The 23,996-nt window shown below is 32.4% G+C and carries 21 protein-coding genes; 3 read left to right on the top strand and 18 right to left on the bottom strand.

Translation table 11 applies throughout. The annotated features are described in order from the left end of the window. Positions 1–23: 23 nt before the first annotated feature. The 14 genes from LNQ49_RS00745 to LNQ49_RS00680 form a co-directional block, all read right to left on the bottom strand. Entirely contained in the window at positions 24–587 is a 564-nt protein-coding gene (locus LNQ49_RS00745; protein ID WP_229986885.1) for a Crp/Fnr family transcriptional regulator, read from the bottom strand. Between the two features lie 24 nt (positions 588–611). After that, on the bottom strand, positions 612–1,409 hold the full coding sequence (locus LNQ49_RS00740) for a DUF2314 domain-containing protein (RefSeq protein ID WP_229986884.1): 798 nt from the start codon (positions 1,407–1,409) through the stop codon (positions 612–614). Between the two features lie 342 nt (positions 1,410–1,751). After that, a complete protein-coding gene (locus tag LNQ49_RS00735; RefSeq protein WP_229986883.1) occupies positions 1,752–3,071 on the bottom strand; it encodes a serine hydrolase domain-containing protein in 1,320 nt (439 codons plus the stop codon). A 6-nt stretch (positions 3,072–3,077) separates the two neighbouring features. Continuing rightward, a complete protein-coding gene (locus tag LNQ49_RS00730; protein WP_229986882.1) occupies positions 3,078–3,674 on the bottom strand; it encodes a DUF1700 domain-containing protein in 597 nt (198 codons plus the stop codon). After that, a complete protein-coding gene (locus LNQ49_RS00725) occupies positions 3,671–4,006 on the bottom strand; it encodes a PadR family transcriptional regulator (RefSeq protein ID WP_229986881.1) in 336 nt (111 codons plus the stop codon). Before LNQ49_RS00725 ends, LNQ49_RS00730 begins: the two co-directional genes overlap by 4 nt. 284 nt (positions 4,007–4,290) lie before the next feature. Next, positions 4,291–5,877 (bottom strand): ribosomal protection-like ABC-F family protein, encoded by a 1,587-nt coding sequence (abc-f, locus tag LNQ49_RS00720; protein WP_229986880.1) that lies wholly within the window; start codon positions 5,875–5,877, stop codon positions 4,291–4,293. Between the two features lie 214 nt (positions 5,878–6,091). Further along, on the bottom strand, positions 6,092–6,457 hold the full coding sequence (locus tag LNQ49_RS00715; protein WP_229986879.1) for an META domain-containing protein: 366 nt from the start codon (positions 6,455–6,457) through the stop codon (positions 6,092–6,094). 244 nt (positions 6,458–6,701) lie between these two features. After that, positions 6,702–8,345, bottom strand: coding sequence for a flavin monoamine oxidase family protein (locus tag LNQ49_RS00710; RefSeq protein ID WP_229986878.1), 1,644 nt, complete (start codon positions 8,343–8,345; stop codon positions 6,702–6,704). 39 nt (positions 8,346–8,384) lie between these two features. After that, entirely contained in the window at positions 8,385–10,352 is a 1,968-nt protein-coding gene (locus LNQ49_RS00705) for a thiamine pyrophosphate-binding protein (protein WP_229986877.1), read from the bottom strand. A 268-nt stretch (positions 10,353–10,620) separates the two neighbouring features. After that, positions 10,621–11,553: a transglutaminase-like domain-containing protein gene (locus LNQ49_RS00700; RefSeq protein WP_229986876.1), complete on the bottom strand. Its 933-nt coding sequence runs from the start codon at positions 11,551–11,553 to the stop codon at positions 10,621–10,623. A gap of 19 nt (positions 11,554–11,572) precedes the next feature. After that, complete coding sequence (locus LNQ49_RS00695; RefSeq protein WP_229986875.1) at positions 11,573–12,424, bottom strand: substrate-binding domain-containing protein; 852 nt, start codon at positions 12,422–12,424, stop codon at positions 11,573–11,575. Between the two features lie 106 nt (positions 12,425–12,530). After that, complete coding sequence (locus LNQ49_RS00690) at positions 12,531–13,397, bottom strand: nucleoside phosphorylase (protein ID WP_229986874.1); 867 nt, start codon at positions 13,395–13,397, stop codon at positions 12,531–12,533. 203 nt (positions 13,398–13,600) lie between these two features. Further along, positions 13,601–13,930, bottom strand: coding sequence for a translation initiation factor (locus tag LNQ49_RS00685; protein ID WP_229986873.1), 330 nt, complete (start codon positions 13,928–13,930; stop codon positions 13,601–13,603). Positions 13,931–14,166: 236 nt separating this feature from the next. Further along, positions 14,167–15,117 carry an isopenicillin N synthase family dioxygenase gene (locus LNQ49_RS00680; RefSeq protein WP_229986872.1) on the bottom strand — a complete coding sequence of 317 codons (951 nt, stop codon included), beginning with the start codon at positions 15,115–15,117 and terminating at the stop codon, positions 14,167–14,169. A gap of 174 nt (positions 15,118–15,291) precedes the next feature. Here LNQ49_RS00680 and LNQ49_RS00675 point away from each other — a divergent pair, with 174 nt between their 5' ends. The 3 genes from LNQ49_RS00675 (at position 15,292) to LNQ49_RS00665 (ending at position 20,711) form a co-directional block, all read left to right on the top strand. Further along, positions 15,292–17,268 (top strand): alpha-ketoacid dehydrogenase subunit alpha/beta, encoded by a 1,977-nt coding sequence (locus tag LNQ49_RS00675; RefSeq protein WP_229986871.1) that lies wholly within the window; start codon positions 15,292–15,294, stop codon positions 17,266–17,268. Positions 17,269–17,569: 301 nt separating this feature from the next. Continuing rightward, on the top strand, positions 17,570–19,312 hold the full coding sequence (locus LNQ49_RS00670; protein WP_229986870.1) for a DUF885 domain-containing protein: 1,743 nt from the start codon (positions 17,570–17,572) through the stop codon (positions 19,310–19,312). 124 nt (positions 19,313–19,436) lie between these two features. Next, positions 19,437–20,711 (top strand): histidine-type phosphatase, encoded by a 1,275-nt coding sequence (locus LNQ49_RS00665; RefSeq protein WP_229986869.1) that lies wholly within the window; start codon positions 19,437–19,439, stop codon positions 20,709–20,711. 177 nt (positions 20,712–20,888) lie between these two features. Here LNQ49_RS00665 and LNQ49_RS00660 read toward each other — a convergent pair whose 3' ends face one another. The 4 genes from LNQ49_RS00660 to LNQ49_RS00645 form a co-directional block, all read right to left on the bottom strand. Continuing rightward, positions 20,889–21,731 (bottom strand): alpha/beta hydrolase, encoded by an 843-nt coding sequence (locus tag LNQ49_RS00660; protein WP_229986868.1) that lies wholly within the window; start codon positions 21,729–21,731, stop codon positions 20,889–20,891. 11 nt (positions 21,732–21,742) lie between these two features. Beyond that, a complete protein-coding gene (locus tag LNQ49_RS00655) occupies positions 21,743–22,783 on the bottom strand; it encodes an LLM class flavin-dependent oxidoreductase (RefSeq protein ID WP_229986867.1) in 1,041 nt (346 codons plus the stop codon). A 9-nt stretch (positions 22,784–22,792) separates the two neighbouring features. Next, a complete protein-coding gene (locus LNQ49_RS00650; RefSeq protein WP_229986866.1) occupies positions 22,793–23,131 on the bottom strand; it encodes a hypothetical protein in 339 nt (112 codons plus the stop codon). 153 nt (positions 23,132–23,284) lie between these two features. Further along, a complete protein-coding gene (locus LNQ49_RS00645; protein ID WP_229986865.1) occupies positions 23,285–23,860 on the bottom strand; it encodes a TetR/AcrR family transcriptional regulator in 576 nt (191 codons plus the stop codon). Positions 23,861–23,996 lie beyond the last annotated feature (136 nt).

The raw sequence follows: 23,996 nt of genomic DNA, 5'->3' as shown, positions 1-23,996 counted from the left end.
TTTACATATGATAAAAAATAAATTTATTTTATCTCCGCTCGTATTCGGCTTAAACTTACTTGTGTAATCCCTAAATAAGAGGCAATATGTCCTAGTTGTACTCTTTTAATCAAATCGGGGTTATTGGTTATTAGCTCATTATATCTTTCTGAAGCAGCTTTAAATTGTCTCGAAATTAATCGCTCTTCTGTTTTTATAAGTTCTCTTTCTGCAAATTTCCTTCCCCAATTTGCAATATGAATGTCTTCTTCAAACAATCGTTGCAGATTAGCCGTCTTTAATTCATACAGATCACAATCTTCTAAAAGCTCGATATCTTCATAACCTTTTTGGTTCTCAACATAACTTCGCATAGAAAGAATAGTTTCCCCTTCTTTTCCAAACCAAAAAGTAACATCACTATCATTTTGATTTACATAAGCTCTAACAATTCCTTTTTTTATGAAATAGATATTTGACTCAATTTTTCCTGCTTTTAATAAAATGTGTCCCTTTGGAAAGCGAACCAAAGTAATATTTTCTTCCAAAGCTTTTCTAGAGCTCAGTGGTAGTTTAGATATTTCGTCAAAAATGTTATTACTATTCATTTAAAGTTGATGATGATAATGTTTTTAATTACTAAGTACAGGGATAAGATGCTCCCATTTTAGTTGTTTTGCAATATCTAATGCTGTTTTACCTTGGTTAGTTTTCATGTCTTTATTTACTCCAGACTCTAATAAAAGGGCTACAGAAGTCAGATTTCCTGCAATTGTTTCTCTATGCAACAAAGAGAATCCATCCTCATCTTGGTACGCGATTTCATTAGGATTCTGATTTAAGAAATCTTGGAATTTTTCCTTCATGTTTATACTCATAGGATGTTCTATAAGGTTCTCAGGTTTTTCTTTTTGTTCGTTAACGAGAAGCACTTCATTAAAATCTCCAAAATCCAATCCCCAAGCTTTATCATGATCTTTTCTTTCCTGATTAGTCATCTCAGAGCGTATTGCTTGAATCGTAAATCCGCCATAAGTTTTAGGCTGAGGCGAAGAAAAAAGTTTTGAAAGCCCTTTAGGTGAGCTGCCTTGTATTGCAAATAACCAATCGCTAATTTGATTTAAAGGAATTGCAACATCATCTCCATTTTTAATATTTGTTAACTCATTAGGATGGTTAATTAAAACGCCTCTTATTTGTTCACCATCAAAGTCAATATCGTTAATCCACATATGTTCGATGGTTGGATTTTCATTTATATTTTGTGAGAATGCAACCTTCACACATGCTACTGTTAATGCAGGAACAATTCTTCTAGATTCCCAAGATAATTCTCTCCAAAAAAACTTAAAAGTTTCTTGTGCATTTTTAAAAGCTTCGATCATTTTTGGGCTATCTCCTTTGGCGAAGAATATTTCTTGGTTCGTCATTTTTACTTATTTTATAATATTATTTTTTCAGTATTTATCTATTTTATAAATGGGTGTTATAGAAATTTTAAAAAAAAACTAAATTTCAGGTATAAATAACCATTTATTTATAGCTAATATATGACTATTTTATCATTAATAGCAGGGTGTTTTTCTATAAATAATATGCTTTATAATATTTTTTTGGAGGTAATTACCCTTGTTCAAATACTATAAAGACTGAAAGTATTTGAATTCTAGACATAAAAAAGCTCCTTAAGAAATTAAGGAGCTTTAATTTATAGTTTTAATCAGAGATATATTTTTTGTTTGCTCTCAATAAAGTAGGAGAGGAGCCTATTTTTATTTTGTAAATATAAATTCTTTTCCTCCTTGTTTTAAAATCAGTTGCTTCTTGTCGACGTTAAACTCAATAACTACTCCCGCTTGTTCAAACTTAAAAATAGTTTTCTCGGTAGCTTCTAACGGGAATGCTGCTTGACCTGTTGCTTGTCCAAATAATTTATTCTCATTACGGGTAATATCAATTTTTATAGGGATTTGACTACTTGAATATTGTCCTGTATACAAATCCAATACTTCAGGTTCTAAATTTAATACCTTAAAAGTTGGTATAACAAATGGTGTATTGAAATAGCTGCTTAACGCACATAATAGTATGCTATTATTAGAGTAAACGACCCCATTTGAGGTAATAGCTACAGAGAGTTTTTCATCAGGATAATAAGTCAAAATCGATCTAAAATCATCTACTCCTCCTGTATGTCCATAGCTTTTATGTTCTGCAGATGGAAACTGAAACATTCCCATTCCAAAATTCTGATTTATTGTTTTCATTAAAGCTAAAGATTTCTCTGATACAATCTTATTTTTGAAGAGTTGCTCTATGAAAATTGTAAGATCAGTAGGATTTGATACAATTGCTCCAGCACCCATTGGTATTGAAGGATCTGTTTCTATTGCTTTCTCCCATTTGTCATTAAAATGATAAGAATAAGCTTCATCATTTTGAATCTTAATTGGACCTCCAAAATAGGTGTTCTTTAAACCTAATGGTTTAACAATTTTAGAATCTAAAACTGCTGAATATGGTTTTTTGTATATTTTCTCAAGAATATAACTCAAAATCACATAATTAGAGTTGCTGTATTCTGCTTTACTATTAGGTTCAAAATCGCTTTTAAACTTAGAAATAATTTCTATCATTTCTATTTCAGATTTTGGTTTTGTATTAAAAGCGTCAGATCTGCAATACTCGTCATTAGTAAAATTATGAATTCCGCTTCTATGATTTAATAAATTCTCAATAGTAATTTTCTTTGAATTCTCAATTTGCGGATAATAGACATCAAGAGTTTGATTTAACGTTAGTTTATTCTCTTCGATAGCTTTAAAAGTCAATGAGGCAGTAAACATTTTGGAAATAGATCCTATTTTGTATTTAGTTTTGATATCTGCTTTTTTTGCATTTTCAATGTCCGAATAACCTATGGCTTTGGCATATAATAATTTTCCATTTTGAGAAACCGCCAAGCTCCCCATAAATTTGTTGTTTTTTTCTAAGGCTTGAAACAAACTATCCATTCTTTGATTATTGAATGTTTGTGAGAAACAGATTGTAACGCTTAATATAAGCAAACTGGTAATTAGATTTTTTTTCATAGTGGTTTAGTTAGTATTGATTGATTTCTTGAATTTTAATAATAATGTAATTAAGATGTAAAATAGTATGATAGAAGCTATCATAACTGGTATAAATGCATTACCTAATAATTCTGTTAAGCCTATTTGGTTTGCTTTATTGCTCATTCCTAAAAAGAAAGATGAGCCATCCTTATACCAGAATCCAACTTCGGTAGGATTTATTATTTTGGCAACTATTAAAAACACAAAACCAAATAAAAAAAGGTATAACAGGAAGAAGAGTATATAAGAAAACCCATTGGTTAAGTTTAATAGTAGCGCTTTAAATACATGGATAGGGTTGAATGTTTTGGTTGCCTGTTCCATTTTTTTGTCAGCAACAAGAGGTTTTAAAACGTCTTCAGGAACTCCAAGTTTTTCTATTACATCCAATAGTGTATCTATTTCATTTGCATCTTTTTTGTGCTGAATGGCTTCATAAATATGGCTATTAAATTCCATATAAATATCCTGTTTGTCAGCTTTTGAAAGAGTATGGGTCACTTTTAAAATACGCTTCATATAATCATTATAGATTCTTTTTGAAGCCTCTTGACTGAATTTTATTTCTTCTGTTCTCATTTGATTATTTTTTGAATAGCATTTTCTAAATTTTTCCAATATTCATTCATGTGACTTAGGGTCTTTATCCCGATTGGAGTCAAAGAATAATATTTTCGAGGAATTCCAGTTTCTTGCTCAACCCATTTTGCATCAACTAAATTTTCCGTTTTTAGTCTATTCATTAGCGGATACAAAGTTCCCTCTGCAATTTCTATTTCGGTATGTTTCTTAATTTGTTCGATAAGTTCATAACCGTAAAATTCGTTTTCTTTAAGAACGTTAAGGATAATAAAAGTAAGCGTCCCTTTCTTAACCTGTGATTTCCAGTTTGTAACAAAAGTTTCATTCATAACAAAGGTGTGTTGATTAAAACAAATATATAGCAAAATACATAGCTATACAATGTATGAATAAAAAAAATAAGCAAAACGATATAACATGCTAATTTTAAACGAATTAAAAACAAAACTAAAGTTATTGCAAGGTGTATTGATGGTCGTTTTTTGAAAATAAAAGTTAGGAAAGAGAAACAAAAAGAAGATAATCGTTCGTTTTATTCTCAATATAATTCAAATAATGCCGCTCAAAGGCGGCATTATTTTTTGATAAAATATTTAATATGATTGGATTGTTTTTATAGCAAAATTGCTCGTTCAATATTTATTTGTTCCAAAAAATATTCGTCATGCGAAATAGCAATAAGCGTTCCTTTGTATTCATTGATTGTCGTTGTTAGTATTTCAATATTTTGAATATCTAAGTTATTGGTTGGCTCATCAAGTATAATAATATCAGGTGATTGATTACTAATCGTAAGACAACAAAGTATTAAACGCATTTTTTCTCCTCCACTTAGTACGTTGCAAGGCTTATCCCAGTCTTCTTTGGTAAATAAAAAACGGTTGAGTCTCATTTTTACTTCATGCTCTTGTAATTCAGCCCCATTAAACTGCTGTGCTTGCTGATAAACCAAGAGCTCATTATCAATAAGCAAATAATCTTGATCAATATATACTGATCTTGTGTCAGAACGGAATATTGTTCCAACTTTTGGTTCTAAATTCCCAAGTATTATCTTTATCAAAGTAGTTTTACCGGAACCATTTAAACCTTTTAAAGCAATGCGCTCGCCACTTGTAATTTTAATATTCAGATTTTCCAACCAAAGAAATTGATTGCCATAACTATAGTTAATGCCCATAGCATTGAACAATATTTTACCATTATGTAAATCAGAATTATCAAACTCAAACTTCATTTTGTCAATACGAGGTAAAACGGAGCGCAGTTCTTGTAATTCTTTCGAGATACCATCTATCTTTTCGCTATGCATTCCTTTTATTTTGGAAGTACTATTTTCAGCGCTATTTCTTAAGGTATTAATCATTATTCGGGCAACTCCAGCTTTTTCCTGCTTCTTTTTGCCTCTTGCATCCAGTTTTTGCTGACGTTCTAGTGTTTCGCGTTCTTTTTCTTTTGCTTTTCGCAGAGCTTTTTCTTTGCTCTGCAAATCCTGATTTAAAGCATTCTTTTCAATCCGTTTTTGTTCAGCATAAAAAATATAATTACCACCATAAACACTAACACCACCTTTATTTAATTCAAAAACGGTATTTAAAAGATTTAGCAAATTTCTGTCATGACTCACAACAATCAATGTACTTGATGTTGAATGAATAAAATCATATAATTTTTGTCTAGCTGCAGTATCTAAATGATTACTGGGTTCATCCAAAAGAATTAATTCTGGTTGATGAATAAAAATACCCGCAAGGAAAACTTTCGTTTTTTGTCCACCGCTTAGTGTTTCCATTCTTTGCGATAAGTCTAAGTCAGTCAATTGCCAATATTTTAAGGCAGTATCGCAACGTTCTTCAATTGACCAATCATCATTTAGTAAGTTCAGATTATTCTCGGATACATTTCCCTCAAGAATTTCTTTAAGTGCAGTTAGTTTTTCATTAATTCGTAATGCTTCAGCAATTGTAAGGTGATTGTATTGTCCAAATATCTGAGGTATATAATAAGGTTCAGTGCCATTAATTAGTTGTCCTTTTGAAGGTTTTAATTCACTTGCAATAATTTTAAGCAAGGTTGATTTTCCTGTACCATTATTACCTATTAAGGCTATTTTTTCATTGTTATTGACTGTAAAAGTAATGTTGTCAAATAACAGATCCCTGTTGGGATGCATATATGTGATGTTTTGTAGAATGAGCATAATTTCTTTCTTAAAATGAATAAATCAAGCAGACTCCATTTGTAGCCTACTATCTGAATTGCCTAAAAGAAATTATTTTTCACATAAAATGCTGTTTTATTTTTGAGGAGCAAAGATACTAATTTTAGTTTAATTGCTCGTTTTGTTAAGTGTAAAAGCAAAAACTCCCTAATGAAATAGAGAGTTTTTGTTATTTTAGTTTACAATTTAGAAATTATATTTTATCAAGAGTAAGCGTCATATCTTCTCCATCTAATACTAATTGTTCCTTATCTATAGTGCTTGTAAAAGGATATGGAGTACCCGTTTCATCTTTAATAGTTAAACTTTTTCCACCTTTATTTAAGGCATAGGTTCCGTTCAAATCAACATCAAGAAATCCTGTCACCTTTCCATCTTTAGTAAACGTAAGATTTCCTTTTGAGATAATTACATTTTTTAGAGAATCAGAAATCGTTTTTTTGGACTCTACATTGGTTACTTTCCAAGAGTTAATAAGTTTGCTTCTATCTTTTTGACATGAAATTATTAATAATGACAATAAGGCAAACCCAAAGATAAATAGTCTAGTTTTTTTCATGGTTGTTTTGATTTATGGTTAAGTATGAAAGTTACAAAAAAATAAGTTTCAAACAAATAGAAAAACGTAAGATTATAAACATAAATACACTAGTTATTAATAGGTTATATTTATTGGGCTACTTCAGTTTTTGCTTTCAATTTATGATGTGACAGTAACAATCTGGACCAAATAGTTAGGAATAAAAAAGCCCAATCTGATATCAGATTGGGCTTTTAAATAGTCGAAATTTAATGACTTATATTTATAGAATTGCTTCTTTTTTTACTGAAGTAGAACTCTCTATGGCTATGAATTTTTTAAGCATAATATCTGCCGTTTGCAAAGCTCCTTCAACCCATCCTTGAGCATCCGAATAAGCTTCTCCGCAAATATACAATGGACAGTTATCTAATGGATGGACAATTTTTTCTTTTACTTCCCAGCTTTTTACGCCAATGTTCCAACTATTCCAGCCACCCCCAAAAGGATCTTCTCCCCAGTCACGGAAAGAGGCACTCATAACAGCAGGTGTATAATCGACATCGTGAATTTGTTTTAACTGGCGACTCAATTCTTCTACCATTTTGCGAGGCGCTTTGTAATCATGCCAACTTTGATTTAAAGCTGTATTCAAAAGCGATTCAGTTTCTGCATATTCACCAATAAAAGGATCTGCTATTTCAGAATGTGAAAGTCCTTTTTTCCAAGCTTTTTTACGTTGGGGTCTAAGTCCATCCCAAAAACCAATATTAGAACCATCATCGTAACTTGCCAATAACATTGATTCTCCGCTTACTGAAGCTTCTCCATTGTTCTTTGGCCAATAGTAGGTTTGTCGTATCGGTAAATCAGTAACTGTTCTTCCTGATTGTAATGGAATATATCCTTCTACTGAATCGGTATATCCAGCATTTCTCCACCATGGGCTTGAATAGGTTGTAAACACCTTAAACAATGGTCTTGGAGTTACACTACCAATAAGTGGTTGAATTTCTTGTAATTTAGGAGAAGTATTAGTTAATAAATCTAATGAACGGCGTGGCATTGCTAATATTAACTGTTTTGCTTCTATAATTTTACCATCGAAACTAAGTTCAAATGTATTATTTTTAAACTCAAATCCTTCTAGTTTAGCATTTAATCTTATTTCGCCTTTATCTTTTTCAAAGAAGTTGGCTAATGAAATAGGAACCTGTTGAAATCCATTTTTAAACCCTTTATACACAGGTTTAATACCAAAATCTGAAAGATACCAAGGAATTGCATCTGCAGCGTTCCAGTTGACCAATGTCGAGTTATATCCTCCTGAATCGATACTAAATTGGTAGGCTTCACCGCTAATTACACGATAGAGTAGGTTCCAAAATCCTAATGTATATAAAGGAGCTCCTTCAAAAGTAGCTTCATGACACATTTTTAAACGTTGTTCTTCTGTTAAATCAGTATTTGTAATGCCTGGAACTATTTGTTCAATTGCATTTACAATGATTGTACCTGATGTATTTCCTTTTTCAAGAAAAGATAATTTATAGGGTACTTTGTCAGGATCATTTGTAAAATCGAATAAACGAAGATGCTCTCCACGCAAATAAGCTATATTTTGCGGCTGATCTACTGGAAAATCATATAACTCTATCTGATCTTCACCAGATAATACTTCGTTTATATCCTTTATTAGCTGTACAATTAATTTTTGGGTGGTTTCAAGAATACGCATTCCACCTAATTCTGCTACCATATCTGGAATTCCGGGAGGAATTACTGATAATAAACGTCCTCCAATATGATCTCCTCCTTCAAAAAGCACAATCCTTTTATCAGGATATTTTGTTTTAAGTTTCCATGCGCTATAAACGCCTGAAACACCTCCACCAACTATGGCGATATCAATTTTTTCGTTTTCCATTTTTTTTATATTTATGCTGCTTCCGCAACGATTATTTCTTTAAAAAAGAGAGGGTAAGTTGAAACCTATATTCTCATCTACAGCGAGTTCACCTGCTTTAAATGATTTATTTAATTTCAATGATTTATTTAGTAATGAATCTTGATAAAAGATATTCAGCGGTGGTTGCAATGCATAACGCTTGTCAACGGTATAGTTTTCGCCGTTTGATTTTATTACTAATGGTGGAGTATTAGAAGCAATACGCATATCTAATATATAAGAAGACTCTTTGCTTAAAACATGATTTATTCCTCGCTCAACAGCTTCTTTTACTTTGTCTGCTGTAAGTACAATTTCTCCATGTTCTCCGCCAAATGCTTTGGCAAGACTTACAAAATCCAATTTTGGTCTTTCTAATCGCAAATAATCAGGATCCATTGTTTTTGGTTTCCACCCATATCCCGGAGCAGTTCCATAGGCAGCTACAACTTGCTGTAGGCCTAATTGTAATGTATGGTATTCTTGATTATTGGTAATAATATATAAGATTGGTAATTTTTCGTGTGCAGCCGTCCACCAAGTTTGTGGATAAAACAAAGAAGATCCATCACCAACAGCATTAATAACTAGTTTGGTTCCTATTCCTTGTACTGTTTTGTTCTCTAGTTTAATTCCAAGCGAAGCTGGCATTGACCATCCTAGAGAGCCTCCTGCTACGCAATAATAACTAATAGGTTTTGCTCCATTGGTTCCCAAAGGGAGATAATATTGAAAAGGTGCCCCATCAGATACCGCCTCATGCACATACACATAGTTATTGGTTAGCTTACGGGTTTCTATGGCTTCTTTTAATGCTTTTGCTATTACAACTGCCCAGATATCAGGCTCATTCATAGCATTTTTATAATAAACATCCCATTGCTTAGCACGAGAAGCATCCAAAGCCTTGAGCTTTGTATTTCTTGCATCAGCATCTTTTGGTTTTTGTTGTTTGATATGATTGTTCAACAATGGTAATGTTGCTTTGATATCTCCTAAAATAGCAGTTTCACCATAAAAATTCTTAGCGATGTCCCAAGTGTTGTTGGTGAGATAGGCGAGCTTTACATTTTCGGGTATAAGTGCACCATCTGAATATTTAAATACAGCGACTTGTGCTTGTGCACCAAAACCGATCAAGAAAGCAACATCATGTTCTTTAAAAACGCCTTGAACTCCTGCTTGACTTCCAGGCAATTCTCCTTGCCAATGATAATCATTATTAGGAAAATTAGCCACACTGCTAAAAGATTGTAAAACTACTGGAGCACCTATTAACTCAGCTAATTGCTGAATTTCTGTCCAAGCATCTGCATAACCTACAGCATCTCCAGCAACTATAAGTGGATTCTTGGCATTAGCTAATAAATTGGCTGTTTGTTTAATCGATTCATCATCACCTGTAAAATGTGAAGAAATGCGGGTAACACCTTTTATTTTTTGATTTTCTTTAATTGCCACCATTGTAAATTCCCATGGTATAGAAATAAATACTGGCCCGTTGGGTGGTGCCATTGCTTCTTTAAATGCTCTTTGCAGTACTAATGGCATCTCTTCGGCTGTACGAACTTCATGAGCCCATTTGGTATATTGCTTAGCTAAATCTACCAAGTTTGAGGCTAATAATGGCTCTTGTGTAACCAATTCATTTTGTTGTTGACAACAAAGAATCACTAACGGCATTTGCGAACGATGGGCATTAAAAAGATTGCCTATACTGTGTGCAATTCCAGGTGTTACGTGCACAATAAGCACTCCTGGTTTGCCTGTCATTCTAGCTGAACCCATTGCTGCTCCAATAGCTATATTTTCATGTAAACATTCGATATACTTAACCCCATTTTCAGGATAAGATGTTCCGTCTATTAATGGAATTTCATTGGTTCCGGGAACACCAAATATATATTGAATTCCTAAATCTTTTAGAATATCAAACAAATAATCTCTAGTCCAACGTAAAGTAGGACTACTAACTTCTTTTTTCATGTTTTTCGATTTTTAGGGGCAATTATGACGCTAAATGCGTAATAACCTACTCAAAGGTAAAAACAAGCTATTACAAAAAACTAAGTATAAATACCTGTTTTATAAATAATTATGTAAAAAAAAGAAAAGCAGCAAATGGATGTATAAATCTATAGCCCAGATAGAAACGGCATCCTTTTATTTGTTTCTTTAACAAATAAAAGATATAGTGAAGAGCTGGAAATTGCTCCAAAGAAACAAAATGAAAAATTTTAATTGTTTAGGAAGACTATCTTAAGGTAAGGGCTCCAAGGATTTCTTCGGACATGAAAGGCCCACCCGGATATGTTGCTGTATAATCAAGATTTAACCATACTTGACCACGCTCATCGATGTGATAATGCAAGGTTTTATTATGGCTTTCTTTTACAAAGAGAACATTTTTAACCAAGTAGTTTACTTTTTCTAAATCAAGTAATGACCCGATTAATATTTCAGGGTAAATATGCCCTTTGGTATGAATAAGCCTTGGTGTACCTCCAATAGAACGAACTGCTGCTGCCATTAAAATAGAATGATCATCACAATCGCCTGAAAAATACATTAATGACTCACTTGCTGTAGCAATATAATCACCTTCTTTTGGATCATTTACATAATTCCATCGGCTATTAATTTCTTTAAAAACAGCAAAACATTGTATTATCGTTCTGTAATCTGAATACCCTTTTATGTTTTTAAAATGCTTGGTTGTTGCCATGATAGCAAAATTCCTCACTTTAGGATTCTGGTATTCTATAGCATTAATAATCTTTGATTTATTGGGAAACGGAAGTAGTTTGGCAACAATAATATCTTGTGGGTACGGATTATCAGACATAGTGTAGATAATGGCATTGTAGTCTTCGGCAACTTCGCCAAAACCATAATTTCCTAAAGCAGTTCCGTAAAACAGAATTAACAGATATAAAACGATGCATATAATAATAATCGTTTTTAATTTCATTAAGAGGAAATACAAACCTACAAGAACAAAAATAAAGAGTAAAACCCTATCGAAATTAAAAGGCCAATTAAAATCGATTAGATTTTGGTGCAATATGATAAAAGTAGGAAGAGTGATCAAAAAACTCAATAGCATAATAATAACCTCGTTCCAAGGTGATTTTACCTGAAGGCTACTTTTAAGTTTATTTAAGTCAATTTTTCTATTTTTTATCATAATGCCCAAAAAGCAATTTTTAAAGAAATTTTACTGTTTCTACAAAAGTACTTTTTTTATCAATAATACCCAGTTCAAATAACTGATTTTGGATTTTATTGAATGTTTTTTCATTTAACGGTTTTTGTGACCATTGAGTCAATTTTAACCATTCTTGAATATCTTCAACCTTTTGTTTAAATAACTCCGCTAAAGTTCTGTCAATACTTGGGATAGCCTTAAAATCTTCGGTAGTTGCATTTATTATTTCAAGAATTGAAGCAATTATTTTTGGATCGTTTTTTAATACTTCGTCACGAACAGCAATCACAAATGATGGCCATGGAGTAGGGCAGTCTGTGATACGTCTGAAAATACCTTTGTCAACCAATGGCTTTGTCATGAAGCGTTCCCACATAAAGTAATCGGCAGTTTCATTAGTCAAAGCTTCTACAGCGCCATCAATAGTATTTACAATTTCAAATTTTAAATTATCCGTTTTCCAACTTTGATTATTAGCATTTACATAAGCCATTAATTGTGAGCCAGAACCTAAGCGTGAAATGGCTACTTTTTTATCTTCTAAATCTTCAATTGCTTTATAATCCGATTTTGCTGCAACGTGAATTCCCCAAATCAAAGGTGATTGTACATATACTTGCACAATTTTACTTGGATTTCCAGCAGTAATATCTTTTACAATTCCTTCGGTTAATATAACAGCGATATCAGTTTCGCCGTCTCGAAGCATTTGACACATTTTGCCAGTTCCTTCAGGAACATCTGTCCATTGCAAATCAATTCCCTCAGCTTCAAATTCACCATTTTCAATACATAAATGCCATGGCAAATTAAAATGCTCAGGAACTCCGGCTATTTTTATAGTTTTCATTTTAAGTTTCTTAGGTAATTAGACTTCTTAAATTTTTAGACTAGTTAGACTTCTTAGATTTTAAGTATAAACTTAAACAGTTAATCTAAGAAGTCTGAAAATCTAGTTATCCAACAATCTTATTTAATGTATATGAAATTAGCTCATCTACTGCTTTGTATGGATCTGCACTGAAAGTTCCTGTTGCACGGTTGGCAATAATAGCATTCAATGATAATGCATGATGTCCTAGCAATGCCGAAAGACCGTAAATAGCAGCCGTTTCCATCTCTAGATTTGTAATTCTATTGTCATTAAACTCAAAATTATCCATTTTAGAGTTTAGTTCTTCATCTTGAATATTTAAACGCAAAACACGTCCTTGTGGGCCATAAAAACCTCCTGCAGTTGCAGTAATTCCTTTGTGCATTTTATCGCTCTCGATAAGCTTTTCTAATTTCTCAGAACAAGCAATCACATAAGGTTTACCTTTACGAATGTCCCAATTAGTATGATTAATGAAAGCTTCTTCAATAGCCACATCTGAAACTTCGTCAATTAAATAAGAGCGAAGCATATTATCAAGTCCTAGTCCGAAAGTTGACATAACAAAACTATCTACAGGAATATCAGCTTGCAAAGAACCAGAAGTTCCAATTCTTATAATGTTTAAAGAAGTTAAGTTTTCTTTTGGTTTACGAGTTTCTAAATCAATATTAACCAAAGCATCTAATTCGTTTACAACAATATCGATATTATCAGGACCGATTCCTGTTGACATTACTGTAATTCTTTTTCCTTTATAGATTCCGGTTTGTGTTTTAAATTCTCTTTTTTGAGTAGAAAATTCGATGCTGTCAAAAAACTGCGTGATTTTTTCTACACGATTTTGATCACCCACAAAAATAATGTCATGTGCTATATTTTCTGGACGAAGATTTAAATGATAGACGCTTCCGTCTGGATTTAATATTAATTCTGATGATTGTATCATTTGTTTGTTTTTAAGATTCAAAGGCACAAAGGTTCTGAGGTTCTAAGGTTTATTATAGAAACACATAGCAGTATGTCTTTTTTTATTTAATTATATGATTAACTGTTAAGGGGACAAAGGTTTTATTGTAAATCTTTATAAAATCAAGGTTCACAAAGAAAAAATCAATTTACTGCTACTGCAAACTGAGACTGAACACTGAATTACCCGCCAACACGTTTTACTTTAAATCCTTTTGCTTTAAGTATTTCCATTATTTTATCGCGGTAATCCCCTTGTATTATAATAGAATCGTCTTTAAAAGTACCACCAACACTTAATTTGGTTTTAATTTCTTTGGCAAGAATTTTAAAATCCTCGTCAGTTCCTTCATAACCTTCGATTATAGTTGTGGCTTTTCCTTTTCGCTTTTCGTATTTACAAATCATAGGTTCTTTTTGGATAAAAAGCGTATGCTCCTCTGGAACTACGGTTTCCTCAGGAGATACTTCATGATCTGGAAATAGATTTTTTAGTTGGTCGTGTAAGTCCATTTATATTGTAATTTTATTTTGAATGCTATGCTTTTGAATGCCAATACCATGGAGTTATTTATTCTCCTTATGCCAAAAACTTTTAAAAATCTGCATCAGCCGCGTTCAGGTTTTACATCTCGCAGGGATAAAGAGCAACATTATAAAAAGTTATAGCTATGGTATTCAAATTTTATAAAGCAAAAAGACATTAAGTATAAACTCAATGTCTTTTTATGATTAGGTAAATTTAAAGATTATTTTTTGATTAAACCCAAATCTACCAAACGTTCGTATAAATATTCTCCAGCAGTAATATCCTCGAATTTTTTAGGATTTTCAGCATCAATACAATTCTCTAAACAATCCAAACGCATATCGCTAACTGGGTGCATAAAAAATGGAATTGAGTAACGAGATGTTCCCCATAATTCTCTTGGTGGATTAACTACTTGGTGAATAGTTGATTTTAATTTGTTATTGGTATGACGTGAAAGCATGTCACCAACATTAATTACCAGTTGATCATCTTCGGCAATGGCATCAATCCATTCTCCATCGTGATTTTGAACTTGCAATCCTTTACCTTGAGCACCCATTAATAAAGTGATAAGGTTAATATCACCATGTGCAGCAGCACGTATTGCATCTTTTGGTTCAGATGTAATTGGTGGGTAATGAATAGGACGTAAGATAGAATTTCCGTCTTTGGCATAGTTGTCAAAGTAAAACTCATCTAATCCAAGGTGAAGAGCTAAAGCTCTTAGAACATAAACACCTGTTTTTTCAAGCATTTGGTACGCTTCTTTACCAACAACATTAAATCTTGGTAACTCAGCTACTTCAACATTCTCTGGGTACTCTGAAGCATACTTTGAGTTTTCACTCACATACTGACCAAAATGCCAGAATTCTTTTAAGTCACCCTCTTTTCTCCCTTTGGCGTGTTCTGTACCAAAAGAAACATAACCTCTCTGACCTCCAATACCTGGAATTTCATAATTATGTTTAGAATCTATTGGCAATGCGAAAAATTTTCTAATTTCGCCATAAAGTTCGTTAACTAATTGATCATCCAAAAAATGACCTTTTAGGGCTACGAAGCCAATGTTTTCAAATGCATTTCCGATTTCATTTACAAATTTTTGTTTACGTTCCGGGTTGTCCGAAAGGAAATCACGTAAGTCTACACTAGGAATGTTTTGCATACTTTACATATTTATTGATAACTAAATAGGTCAAAAGACCATATCTTAAGCAAATGTAAAACTAATTTGTTATTTTTATTTCAACAAATGCGAATAATTAATAATTATATAACAAAATATAACTAAGTTATTATATTTTTACAACATTCTATTGACTAAATAATAAACCAAAAAATGATTTTTGACAGAAAAAAACTCACCAACGAACAACTATTAGATTTATACAAAAGATTATTAAAACCAAGATTAATAGAGGAGAAGATGCTCATCTTAATCCGTCAAGGAAAAGTATCTAAATGGTTTTCAGGAATAGGACAAGAAGCTATATCTGTAGGAGTTACAGCAGCTTTAGACTCTGATGAATACATCTTACCAATGCACCGTAATTTAGGTGTTTTTACAGGAAGAGACATCCCATTATACCGTCTTTTTTCGCAATGGCAAGGAAAAGCCAATGGTTTTACAAAAGGTCGTGATAGAAGTTTCCACTTCGGAACACAAGAATACAAGATTATAGGAATGATTTCACATTTAGGACCACAATTAGGTGTTGCTGACGGAATTGCCTTAGCCAATAAATTAAAAAAGAACAATAAAGTAACTGCTGTTTTTACAGGTGAAGGAGCAACAAGTGAAGGAGATTTTCATGAAGCATTAAATATTGCTGCTGTTTGGGAATTACCTGTAATGTTTATTATTGAAAATAACGGTTACGGACTATCAACTCCAACAAATGAGCAATATCGTTGTGAGAACCTAGCTGATAAAGGAGTGGGTTATGGTATAGAAAGTCATATTATAGACGGAAATAACATCTTAGAAGTTTATAATCTTTTGACAGAATTAAAACTTTCGATGATAGAAAACCCACGTCCCGTTTTACTGGAGTTTAAAACATTTAGAATGCGCGGGCATGAAGAGGCGAGTGGTACTAAATATGTTCCACAAGATTTAATGAACATGTGGGCAATAAAAGATCCTGTAAATAATTACAAAAACTATTTAACAGAACTAGGAGTATTAACCACTGAATATGATGAGGAACTACATGCTGAGATAAAAAAAGATATCGATGAAAGCCTAGTTATTGCTAATGAAGAGCCAGAAATTGAAGCTTCTTATGATGAAGAATTAAATGATGTCTACAAACCTTACAGCTATAAAGAGATTATGCCAGACTTGGCAACAAAAAATATTCGATTTATAGATGCTATTTCGTCTAGCTTAAATTTATCAATGCAACTTCATCCCAATTTGGTTATTATGGGACAAGACATCGCAGAATATGGTGGTGCTTTTAAAATAACAGATGGTTTTGTTGAAGTATTTGGTAAAGACCGGGTTCGAAACACTCCAATTTGCGAGAGCGCAGTAGTTTCAGCAGGAATGGGGCTTTCCATAAATGGGTACAAAGCGATAGTTGAGATGCAATTTGCTGATTTTGTTTCAACAGGATTCAATCCAATCGTAAATTTATTGGCAAAATCACATTACCGTTGGTTAGAAAAAGCCGATGTTGTCGTTCGAATGCCTTGTGGTGGTGGTACTCAAGCTGGACCTTTTCATTCACAAACCAATGAAGCTTGGTTTACAAAAACTCCAGGTTTGAAAGTCGTTTACCCTGCTTTTCCTTATGATGCTAAAGGGTTATTAAACGAATCAATCAATGACCCAAACCCTGTTTTATTCTTTGAACACAAACAATTATACAGAAGTGTTTATCAAGATGTACCAACAGATTATTATACAATTCCATTAGGAAAAGCTGCTCTATTAAAAAAAGGGAATGATGTTACCATTATTGCTTTTGGAGCGCCAGTACATTGGGCTTTAGAAACACTAGATAAGAATCCTAATATATCAGCAGATTTGCTAGATTTAAGAACCTTGCAACCTTTAGACACCGAAGCAATTTACGAATCGGTTAAGAAAACAGGGCGTGTAATTATCTATCAAGAAGATTCGCTTTTTGGTGGTGTTGCCAGTGATATTTCGGCATTAATAATGGAAAATTGTTTCCGTTATCTTGATGCTCCTGTAAAGCGTGTTGCTAGTTTAGACTCTCCAATTCCTTTTACAAAAGCTATAGAAGATCAATATTTGCCAAAAGGGCGATTTGAGAAAGAACTTCTTGATTTGTTAGCTTACTAAAGGTTCTTAGGTACTAAGTAGCAAAGGTTCAAAGGCTTTCCAAACTTTACGTATCCTATCCATAAAGGAGCGCAGATAATACTGATTTACAAAAGTAAAGACGCAGATTAAAACGGGTTTTTAAAAACAATAAATAAAAATTCATTTTAATCCGCGTTTTCGCCTTAGCGAATCCGTATTATCTGCGTTCCTTTCGCAAAGAGGTAAATAGATTTAAGCCCTTTGCAGTCAATTTAAAATTATAAAATAGTACATCATAAAGATCATTTTTTATCTTTATCCTTTTAATAAATTAAGAAATATGAAAAAACTTTTTATTCCTATTGTTGTTGTCGCTTTAATGGTTTCCTGTAATAAAAACGCTAAAACAGGTGACGATAAGGCTACAAATGAAAAATTTGAGAAATACAAGGACGGTTTTATAACTGACTTATGGAAATTAAATCCAGATTGGGCAGCTAGCCAAGGGTACCATAAATACGATAGCGTTTTGGTTGTTCCAAATGCAGAAAATCAAAAAAAGCAAATAGCTTTTGCTAATTCTCAATTAGATTCATTAAAACAATATCCATTAGAAGGCCTTTCTGATAATAATAAAACTGATTTTTATATGATTAAAAATCAGCTAGAAAGCACTCTTTTTAGTATAAATGAACTTAAATCATCTGAATGGAATCCTTCATATTATAATGTTTCTGGCTCTTTTGCAGAAATATTAAATGGTAAATACGATTCTCTAGATACCAGACTACATAATTTCAATTTAAAAATGAATGCGATTCCTGCTTATTATGAAGCAGCTAAATCAAACATTAAAAATCCAACCAAAGAACATACTGCACTTGCAATAGATCAAAACCTAGGTGGAATTTCAGTATTTAAAGAAGATTTAGTAGCTGCTTTAAGTAAAAGTAAATTATCAGCTGAAGAAAAAAAGGAAATTACAGACAAAGCAGATGTTTCAGTAAAAGCAATTACAGATTATGCTAATTGGTTGAAAAAATTAGACAATAAAACACCTCGTTCTTTTAGATTAGGTTCTGAATTATATGCTAAAAAATTCAACTTTGATATTGAATCAGGATATACTGCTGATGAAATTTATAAGATTGCAGTGAATCAAAAAAATGATTTGCATGAAAAAATGTTTGTCCTTGCTAATAAATTATGGGCAAAATATAATGGAACGGCTGCAAAACCAACAGATAAATTAGAATTAATTAAGCAAGTAATTGATAAAATCTCATTGCAACATACAACTCCAGAGAAGTTTCAATCAGAAATTGAAAAACAAATTCCAGAGCTTGTTGCTTATGTAAAAGCTAAAGATTTACTTTATATAGACCCATCTAAACCTCTTGTAGTTAGAAAAGAACCAGCTTACATGGCAGGTGTTGCAGGAGCTTCTATATCTGCTCCAGGTCCTTATGACAAAAATGCAAACACTTATTATAACGTAGGAAGCATGACAGGTTGGACAGCTGAAAATGCTGAAAGCTATTTAAGAGAATACAACGATTACATTTTACAAATCCTTAATATTCATGAGGCAATTCCTGGACATTATACACAATTAGTTTATAGCAATCAATCACCAAGTATCATCAAATCTATTTTAGGAAATGGTGCGATGATTGAAGGTTGGGCTGTATATACTGAAAGAATGATGCTAGAAAGTGGATACAAAAACTCAGATGAAATGTGGTTGATGTATTACAAATGGAATCTTAGAACAATTTGTAACACTATATTAGATTATAGCGTACATACGAAAGACATGTCAAAAGAAGCTGCATTAGCTTTATTAACCAAAGAAGCTTTCCAACAACAGGCAGAAGCAGACGGAAAATGGAAACGTGCAACATTATCACAAGTACAATTGTGTTCTTATTTTACAGGATATACTGAAATTTATGATTTTAGAGAATCATTGAAAAAAGAACAAGGAACGAAATTTAATTTGAAACAATTTCATGAAAAGTTCTTAAGTTATGGTAGTGCTCCGGTGAAATATATAAAAGAGCTAATGACTAGCAAAGAATAAAAAAACAGAAAATATTTAGTTAATTCTGAATTGCCCCCAAATACTTAAACACTATTTGGGGGCTTTTTGTGAAAATAAAATCCAAACTTTAGAATATATTTGCTTTACAATAAATTAAATAGAAATGAAAAAAATCCGCTTATCATTATTGTTTACACTAGCTAATTTGACTGTTATTTTAGCACAAACCACCCAACAAGAAATGTTTGATACACCAGAGAAAACGGCTGGTGTTTATTACGCTTATCCTGCCAAAGACATTGTAGCTTACACACCAGCACCAAAAGGATACGAAGCATTTTATATCAGTCATTTTGGGCGTCATGGATCTCGTTATTTGATAAGTGATAATGATTATAAAGAAATATTGGATTTATTTGAAAATGCTAATAAAAATGGAGCACTTACTGATTTAGGAAAGGATGTCTTAAAGCGATTACAGTTACTTTGGCAAGAGGTAGAGTTTAGAGGTGGAGATCTTTCGACAGTAGGAGTACAGGAGCAAAGAGGCATTGCAGAACGTATGTACACTCTTTATCCAAAGGTATTTACAAAAGACGCACAAGTAGATGCTAGTGCTACAACTGTAGTACGTGTGACTCTAAGCATGGATGCTTTTTGTGAGCGTATTAAAGAGTTTAATCCAAGCTTACAAATTACTAGAAATTCAGGCATAAAATGGCAACGTTACTTAAACTACCACACACCAGAAGCTATTGCTTTTAGATCAGCTAAAGACACTTGGAAAGAAGAATTTCAAAAATTTGAAACAAAACATACAAACCCAGATCGCTTAGTGAGTTCTCTATTTTCTGATAATGATTTTATTATTAAGAAAGTGAGCCCAGAAACAACCATGAAAAAGTTGTTTGCTATAGCAGGAGGGATGCAAAATATCGAAACTAAAGTTAGCTTTTATGATTTGTTCGAAAAACAAGAGCTTTTCGATTTATGGCAATGTACTAATTATCGCTTGTATGTAAATGATGCTAATTCTGCTATCAATAACGGAATCATGTTTGAAAATCAGAAACCAACTTTAAAAAACATTCTAGAAAATGCTAACAAAATGATAGCATCAAAAGAAAAAGGAGCTACACTTCGTTTTGCACACGATGGTAATATAATCCCATTAGCAATGCTTCTTCATTTAGAGGGGACTTATAACAGTATTTCAGACACTGATAAATTCTATGGAGCATGGAGCGATTTTAAAGTAGCACCAATGGCTGGAAATATTCAAATAGTATTTTTCCGCAAGCCAAAATCAGAGGATATACTTGTAAAATTCCTTCTTCACGAAAAAGAAGTTCTTGTTCCAACTATTAAAACAGATAGCGCCCCTTATTATAACTGGAAAGATGTAGAGAGTTATTACAAAAGTTTGCTAACTAGCTAAAACAAGCTATTTAGAGAATATAAATCAAAAAAATCCGCTCGAGAATTTAAATATTCTTTAGCGGATTTTTTAAATTAAAATTTAATGATTCTTAGAGTACATAGTATTATACTTTCTTTTGACTATTGAATAGGGGAGAGCGATAATTTTTAAATACTGAAAGAGTTGTATTGGAAATTATACAAATGGAAATAACTCATTTATCCATTTTTTGATTAAAGCTTTCACTTCATCTGTATACTTGAAATCTTTTCCAAACATATCCACTCCATTAAGCCCCCAACCATGATCTCCTTGCGGAAATACGTATAAAGAGGCATTAACACCATGCTTTTTTAGCGATTTATAATACATTATACTATTTATTGGCGCGACAACATTGTCATCATCACTAGCAAAAATTAATGCTGGCGGCGTATTAGCGCAGACTTGCTTGTCACAAGAATATCTTTCTATATCTGATGCTGAAGGATTACTCCCTAAAAGATTTTTATTTGAATCATTATGAGTGTTTTCTCCCATTGTAATCAATGGATAAAACAGAATAGAAAAATCGGGGCGATTATTTTCTTTTTCTTCCAAAAATAAAGTTGAAGCTAGCCCAGCGAGATGCCCTCCTGCAGAAAATCCAGTTACACCTATTTTATTTTTATCTATTCCTAATTCTAAAGCATTTTTACGGACATAGGATATCGCTTTCTGCACATCATCTAGCGGAACTTCTTTGTTTCCATTGGGTAATCTATATTTCAATACAATACCAGTTATACCAATAGAAGCTAACCAAGCTGCAAAATCGTAGCCTGTATTTATTGCCAATCCAGCATAGCCTCCACCGGGACAGATAATTGTAGCAATCCCAGTATTTATTTCCGTTTCAGGGCGATATATTGTTAATTCAGCCTCACTAATATTAGAGATTTTTATAATCTCGTTTGGAGTTAAAATTTCTTCACCTGATAAGCCATTAGCTGTAGGCATATTACCATTCCAAAGGTTTATTTTTTCTATATTTTTCATTGTTTATTATATTAATTTTTGTGTAATGCCTCTCTAACTTTTGGGGCTATTTTAGTTCCGAAAATTTCTATTGATTTCATCAAATGCGAATGAGAAGGAGCACCTACGTCCATGTGTACAAAGAAGCGAGTGATTCCATATAGCTCACGTGCATATAAAATTTTATCGATTGTTTCTTCTGCATCTCCCACAAACATGGCTCCATCCTTAGATTGTCCAAAATCATACTGATTGCGTTGAAAAGGAGCCCATCCTCTCGTTCTCCCAATTCTATCCATTTGTGCAGCATATAATGGATAATAATAGTCGCTTATTGCTTTAGAATTTTCTCCAAATAAACCATGAGAAAACATTCCTACCTGAAATTGATTCATATCATGCCCAGATTTTTCATATACTTCTCTATATAATTCAAAAAGAGGCTGAAAATGCAACAAAGGTGTGCCAGCAATAACAGCAAAAATAATTGGTAACCCTAAGCGGCCAGCCCTTACTACAGATTCTCGTGTTCCTCCAACAGCAATCCATACTGGTATCTTATCCTTTACTGCTCTTGGGAAAATTTTTTGGTTTTCTAAAGATGGACGAAATTGACCATTCCAATTGATTGTTTCTTTATCATTAATCTGAAGCAATAAATCTAATTTTTCTTCAAACAAAGCATTATAATCACTTAAATCGTATCCAAATAATGGGAAAGATTCTGTAAAACTGCCTCTTCCCGCAATTAATTCTGACCTACCATTAGATATTAAATCCACTAATGCGAAATTTTGATACAGCTTAACTGGATCTGATGACCCTAATACCGTAACTGAACTGCTTAATTTTATTTGCTTTGTTACTGTTGCTGCCGCTGCTAATACAATTTCAGGACTTGATATTGCATATTCTTCTCTATGATGCTCACCTATACCTAGCACATCTAGCTTTACTTCATCTGCAAGCTTGATTTCTTCAATCAGTTCTTTTAAACGTTGCTCTCCTGATTGTCTTATTCCTGTTATCGGATCAATATGTAGATCACCAAACATACTTAAACCTAATTCCATATTTATTATTTAAATTGTATTATTAATCTTGAATTCTTTTTTCTCTTGCAAAGCATCTGTATAATCATAAGTACTATAAGCCTCAGTATTAAAAGCTCCCCAAGCTCCTTTTTCTAGCGAAAGATTTACCTCACGCAGCCTAGAAGCTGAAAACCGTAAAACAACTACATGACCTAATCCTATTAAAACATTCCAGCTCAAGATTTCTACGTCCTTTGGAGGAAAAATTTCCCAAAATGAATTTTTGTTTAGAATATGAATAATAGAGGTAAGGTTTTTATCTTGCTGGTGCTTCAAAATATAAGTAAGCAAAATTTTTTCCTTTTCGTTAGATTCCGTTTTTTCCATTATTTCTGATTTTAATTAATGTTGTTTATTTTAGTTTTATAATTTTTGACGCTTATATAGAACGATCGTTCTATAATTAGTACTGAGATTTGATTATAGACAATATTAAGTTGAATAATTATAGAATGATTGTTCTACAATATTCCAAAAAAATTATTCCAGGCTTTCAATAAGACGTTTTGCCATTTGTTGGATCATTTCTATGTCATTATACAAAATCTGCATTTGCCATAATCCTGCTAATGAACCAACAATAAATTGGGCAGATTCTTTGGCATTTTTATTTCGATTCACTTCATTATTTTCTTGTGCTTTAATAATTAAATCTTCTAAAATGAGGATTAACTTTAGATTTAATTGTTTCAACAATTCCATAATATCAGAATCTAAAGCACCAACCTCAAAGGAGGTTTTAACAATCATACAAACCTTATTTTGTTCAAATGATCGCTTTATAGCCTTATTCAAAATTAATTTAATCGCTTTTAATGCAGAATTTTCACCAAGGGCAGCTAACCTATATTCTTCATAGGTTTCTAAAGCATAGTTACGCAAACTTTCAATAAATAGTTTGTGCTTGTCTCCATAAGTATCATACATACTTCTGCGATTTACCTGCATATGAGTTACCAGATCTTCCATAGAAGTAATATGATATCCTTTTTCCCAAAAGATATCTCTTGCTCTCTCTAACTTTTCAACGGGGTCAAACTCTTTCTTACGTGCCATAATAGTGCAAATATACTTAATTAGAATGATTGTTCTAATTAAGTATCACTTTTATTTTGCAAATAAAATTAATCGTGATAGGTTTACCTAATTGTTTCTGTAAATCAAAACATTACAAAAATACCAGAATCTAGTA

This window comes from Flavobacterium pisciphilum, assembly GCF_020905345.1.
GTDB lineage: Bacteria > Bacteroidota > Bacteroidia > Flavobacteriales > Flavobacteriaceae > Flavobacterium > Flavobacterium pisciphilum.
This window is presented reverse-complemented; position numbering and strand designations above follow the sequence as displayed.